Consider the following 4,435-nt stretch of genomic DNA (forward strand, 5'->3'; position numbering starts at 1 on the left):
CACCTGACCCCATGCCGAACTCAGAAGTGAAACGCCGTAGCGCCGATGGTAGTGTGGGGTCTCCCCATGCGAGAGTAGGGAACTGCCAGGCATCAAATTAAGCAGAAGGCTCGGTCGGAAGACTGGGCCTTTTTGCGTTTCTACAAACTCTTCCTGTCATCATATCTACAAGCCATCCCCCCGCAGATACGGTAAACTAGCCTCGTTTTTGCATCAGGAAAGCAGCTATGAACCACTCCTTAAAACCCTGGAACACATTTGGCATTGATCATAATGCTCAGCACATTGTATGTGCCGAAGACGAACAACAACTACTCAATGCCTGGCAGCATGCAACCGCAGAAGGACAACCCGTTCTTATTCTGGGTGAAGGAAGTAATGTACTTTTTCTGGAAGACTATCGCGGCACGGTGATCATCAACCGGATTAAAGGTATCGAAATTCATGATGAACCTGATGCGTGGTATTTACATGTAGGAGCCGGAGAAAACTGGCATCGCCTGGTAAAATACACTTTGCAGGAAGGTATGCCTGGTCTGGAAAATCTGGCATTAATTCCTGGTTGTGTCGGCTCATCACCTATCCAGAATATTGGTGCTTATGGCGTAGAATTACAGCGAGTTTGCGCTTATGTTGACTGTGTTGAACTGGCGACAGGCAAGCTAGTGCGCTTAACTGCCAAAGAGTGCCGTTTTGGCTATCGCGACAGTATTTTTAAACATGAATACCAGGACCGCTTCGCCATTGTAGCCGTAGGTCTGCGTCTGCCAAAAGAGTGGCAACCTGTACTAACGTATGGTGACTTAACTCGTCTGGATCCTACAACCGTAACGCCACAGCAAGTATTTAATGCGGTGTGTCATATGCGCACCACCAAACTCCCTGATCCAAAAGTGAATGGCAATGCCGGTAGTTTCTTCAAAAACCCTGTTGTATCTGCCGAAACGGCTAAAGCATTACTGGCACAATTTCCAACAGCACCAAATTATCCCCAGGCGGATGGTTCAGTAAAACTGGCAGCAGGTTGGCTTATCGATCAGTGCCAGCTAAAAGGGATGCAAATGGGTGGGGCTGCGGTGCACCGTCAACAGGCGTTAGTCCTCATTAATGAAGACAATGCAAAAAGCGAAGATGTGGTGCAACTGGCACATCATGTAAGACAAAAAGTGGGTGAAAAATTTAATGTCTGGCTTGAGCCTGAAGTTCGCTTTATTGGTGCATCAGGTGAAGTTAGCGCAGTGGAGACGATTTCATGAAGGATAATACCGTTCCGCTGAAATTAATCGCGCTGTTAGCGAATGGCGAATTTCACTCTGGTGAGCAGTTGGGTGAAACGTTAGGAATGAGCCGGGCGGCTATTAATAAACACATTCAGACACTGCGTGACTGGGGCGTTGATGTCTTTACCGTTCCGGGTAAAGGATACAGCCTGCCTGAGCCTATCCAGTTACTTAATGCTGAACAGATATTGGGTCAGCTGGATGGCGGTAGTGTAACTGTGCTGCCCGTTATTGACTCCACGAATCAGTACCTTCTTGATCGTATCGGAGAGCTTAAATCGGGCGATGCCTGTGTTGCAGAATACCAGCAGGCTGGCCGTGGTCGCCGGGGGCGGAAATGGTTTTCGCCTTTTGGCGCAAACTTATATTTGTCGATGTTCTGGCGTCTGGAACAAGGCCCGGCGGCGGCGATTGGTTTAAGTCTGGTTATCGGTATCGTGATGGCGGAAGTATTACGCAAGCTGGGTGCAGATAAAGTTCGTGTTAAATGGCCTAATGACCTCTATCTGCAGGATCGCAAGCTGGCAGGCATTCTTGTGGAGCTAACTGGCAAAACCGGCGATGCGGCGCAAATAGTCATTGGAGCCGGGATCAACATGGCAATGCGTCGTGTTGAAGAGAGTGTCGTTAATCAAGGGTGGATCACGCTGCAGGAAGCGGGAATCAATCTCGATCGTAATACGTTGGCGGCCATGCTCATACGTGAATTACGCGCGGCGCTGGAACTCTTCGAGCAAGAAGGATTGGCACCTTATCTTTCGCGCTGGGAAAAGCTGGATAATTTTATTAATCGCCCAGTGAAACTTATCATTGGTGATAAAGAAATATTTGGCATTTCACGTGGAATAGACAAACAGGGCGCTTTATTGCTTGAGCAGGATGGAATAATAAAACCCTGGATGGGCGGTGAAATATCCCTGCGTAGTGCGGAAAAATAAGATAGGGGAGCATTAGCTCCCCTGAAAATTATTTGCGTAGTCTGACCTCTTCTACCGCATGATTAGCACTTTTCGTTAGGATTAAACTGGCGCGCTCGCGAGTAGGTAGAATATTTTGCTTTAAGTTCAGCCAGTTGATCTCTTTCCACAACGTCATGGCAGTATTAATCGCTTCTTCTTTAGTTAATTTCGCGTAGTTATGAAAATAGGAATCCGGGTCTGTAAAAGCCCCTTCGCGGAATTTCAGGAAACGGTTGATATACCACGTCTGAAGTAAGTCTTCCGGTGCATCAACATATATCGAAAAATCGACAAAATCAGAAACAAATACATGATGTGGATCGTGTGGATAATCCATCCCGCTCTGTAAGACATTTAACCCTTCAAGAATTAAAATATCAGGCTGAACAACCGTTTTATCTCCATCCGGGATCACATCATAAATAAGATGCGAGTAAACAGGTGCTGTAACGTTTGGCACGCCGGATTTGAGATCGGAAACAAACTTCACCAAGCGATGCATATCATACGATTCCGGGAAGCCTTTCTTCTTCATCAGACCACGTTCTTTCAGAACCTGATTAGGGTGAAGGAAGCCATCTGTAGTGATCAGTTCAACACGACGATGTTCCGGCCAACGGCTTAATAGCGCCTGCAATACACGGGCGGTTGTACTTTTCCCCACCGCGACACTACCAGCAATACTGATAATGTAAGGAATGCGTTGCCCGTTGGTACCAAGAAACTGTTCCAGAACTGCCTGACGGCGCAGATTCGAGCTTATATAGAAGTTCAGCAAACGTGATAGAGGTAAATAGATCTCGGCAACTTCTTCTAACGAGAGATCTTCATTAATACCTTTGAGACGGGCGATCTCATCTTCCGATAACGTCATAGGTACGGAATCACGCAGAGCTGCCCACTGGTTGCGGTCAAACTGTAGGTAAGGCGTCATTAACGTTTGCTCTTTTATACTCATAAGCATGTTTCTGGCGGTCATAGCTCTATCGGCAAAGCGATATTTGCCATGGCGCGCCACAGTTCTGTTGAATGGGTTAATGGGCAGGAGGGTAACACCAGATGGGGAGGAATAATAAGAAAAAATCTCTCCCAGGAAGCTATCGTTGAAAAGCAATGTGACAGATATTCCATCTGATAAAAAGAATTATGGTTTAGCAGGAGCGCATTGTTGAGCACAATGATGTTGAAAAAGTGTGCTAATCTGCCCTCCATTCGGCTGTTTCTTCATCGCGTCGCATAAAATGTGACCAATAAAACAAATTATGCAATTTTTTAGTTGCATGAACTCGCATGTCTCCATAGAATGCGCGCTACTTGATGCCGACTTAGCTCAGTAGGTAGAGCAACTGACTTGTAATCAGTAGGTCACCAGTTCGATTCCGGTAGTCGGCACCATCAAGTCCGGTGGGGTTCCCGAGCGGCCAAAGGGAGCAGACTGTAAATCTGCCGTCACAGACTTCGAAGGTTCGAATCCTTCCCCCACCACCAATTTCGGCCACGCGATGGCGTAGCCCGAGACGATAAGTTCGCTTACCGGCTCGAATAAAGAGAGCTTCTCTCGATATTCAGTGCAGAATGAAAATCAGGTAGCCGAGTTCCAGGATGCGGGCATCGTATAATGGCTATTACCTCAGCCTTCCAAGCTGATGATGCGGGTTCGATTCCCGCTGCCCGCTCCAAGATGTGCTGATATAGCTCAGTTGGTAGAGCGCACCCTTGGTAAGGGTGAGGTCGGCAGTTCGAATCTGCCTATCAGCACCACTTCTTTTCTCCTCCCTGTTTTTTCCTTCTGTTTATTGCATTCAACAAGTCGGGCATGTTGCCTGGTTGATGTGGTGATATCACCGATTTATCCGTGTCTTAGAGGGACAATCGATGTCTAAAGAAAAGTTTGAACGTACAAAACCGCACGTTAACGTCGGTACTATCGGCCACGTTGACCATGGTAAAACAACGCTGACCGCTGCAATCACTACCGTACTGGCTAAAACCTACGGCGGTGCTGCTCGCGCATTCGACCAGATCGATAACGCGCCGGAAGAAAAAGCTCGTGGTATCACCATCAACACTTCTCACGTTGAATACGACACCCCGACCCGTCACTACGCACACGTAGACTGCCCGGGGCACGCCGACTATGTTAAAAACATGATCACCGGTGCTGCTCAGATGGACGGCGCGATCCTGGTAGTTGCT

Annotated in this window: 4 protein-coding genes, 4 tRNA genes and 1 rRNA gene; 8 read left to right on the forward strand and 1 reads right to left on the reverse strand. The window is 47.7% G+C overall.

The annotated features are described in order from the left end of the window. The 3 genes from rrf to birA form a co-directional block, all read left to right on the forward strand. A 5S ribosomal RNA gene (gene rrf / locus ACJHWT_RS25060) occupies window positions 1–91 on the forward strand; the annotation flags it as partial. 136 nt (window positions 92–227) lie between these two features. Next, window positions 228–1,256 (forward strand): UDP-N-acetylmuramate dehydrogenase, encoded by a 1,029-nt coding sequence (murB, locus tag ACJHWT_RS25065; protein ID WP_001016655.1) that lies wholly within the window; start codon window positions 228–230, stop codon window positions 1,254–1,256. Beyond that, window positions 1,253–2,218, forward strand: coding sequence for a bifunctional biotin--[acetyl-CoA-carboxylase] ligase/biotin operon repressor BirA (gene birA / locus ACJHWT_RS25070; protein WP_000654618.1), 966 nt, complete (start codon window positions 1,253–1,255; stop codon window positions 2,216–2,218). The genes murB and birA overlap by 4 nt, the downstream gene beginning before the upstream one ends. 28 nt (window positions 2,219–2,246) lie before the next feature. Here the strand turns inward: birA and coaA are convergent, their stop codons facing one another. Beyond that, entirely contained in the window at window positions 2,247–3,197 is a 951-nt protein-coding gene (coaA, locus tag ACJHWT_RS25075; RefSeq protein ID WP_000023085.1) for a type I pantothenate kinase, read from the reverse strand. A gap of 361 nt (window positions 3,198–3,558) precedes the next feature. Here coaA and ACJHWT_RS25080 point away from each other — a divergent pair. From ACJHWT_RS25080 to ACJHWT_RS25100, 5 genes are all read left to right on the forward strand, one after another. Further along, window positions 3,559–3,634, forward strand: a tRNA-Thr gene (locus tag ACJHWT_RS25080). An 8-nt stretch (window positions 3,635–3,642) separates the two neighbouring features. Continuing rightward, window positions 3,643–3,727: transfer RNA gene (locus ACJHWT_RS25085), tRNA-Tyr, on the forward strand. Window positions 3,728–3,843: 116 nt separating this feature from the next. After that, window positions 3,844–3,918 (forward strand) — tRNA-Gly (locus ACJHWT_RS25090). A gap of 6 nt (window positions 3,919–3,924) precedes the next feature. Next, window positions 3,925–4,000, forward strand: a tRNA-Thr gene (locus tag ACJHWT_RS25095). Window positions 4,001–4,114: 114 nt separating this feature from the next. Beyond that, a partial coding sequence (locus tag ACJHWT_RS25100; RefSeq protein WP_000031694.1) for a GTP-binding protein occupies window positions 4,115–4,435 on the forward strand: 321 nt, incomplete at its 3' end.

The sequence above is a fragment of the Escherichia sp. WS338 genome, from assembly GCF_046486405.1.
In the GTDB taxonomy this organism is placed as follows: Bacteria; Pseudomonadota; Gammaproteobacteria; order Enterobacterales; family Enterobacteriaceae; genus Escherichia; species Escherichia coli.

Coding starts and splice junctions, on each gene's coding strand:
- murB (WP_001016655.1), top strand. CDS start 228: ATGAACCACTCCTTAAAACCCTGGAACACATTTGGCATTGATCATAAT.
- birA (WP_000654618.1), top strand. CDS start 1,253: ATGAAGGATAATACCGTTCCGCTGAAATTAATCGCGCTGTTAGCGAAT.
- coaA (WP_000023085.1), bottom strand. CDS start 3,197: ATGAGTATAAAAGAGCAAACGTTAATGACGCCTTACCTACAGTTTGAC.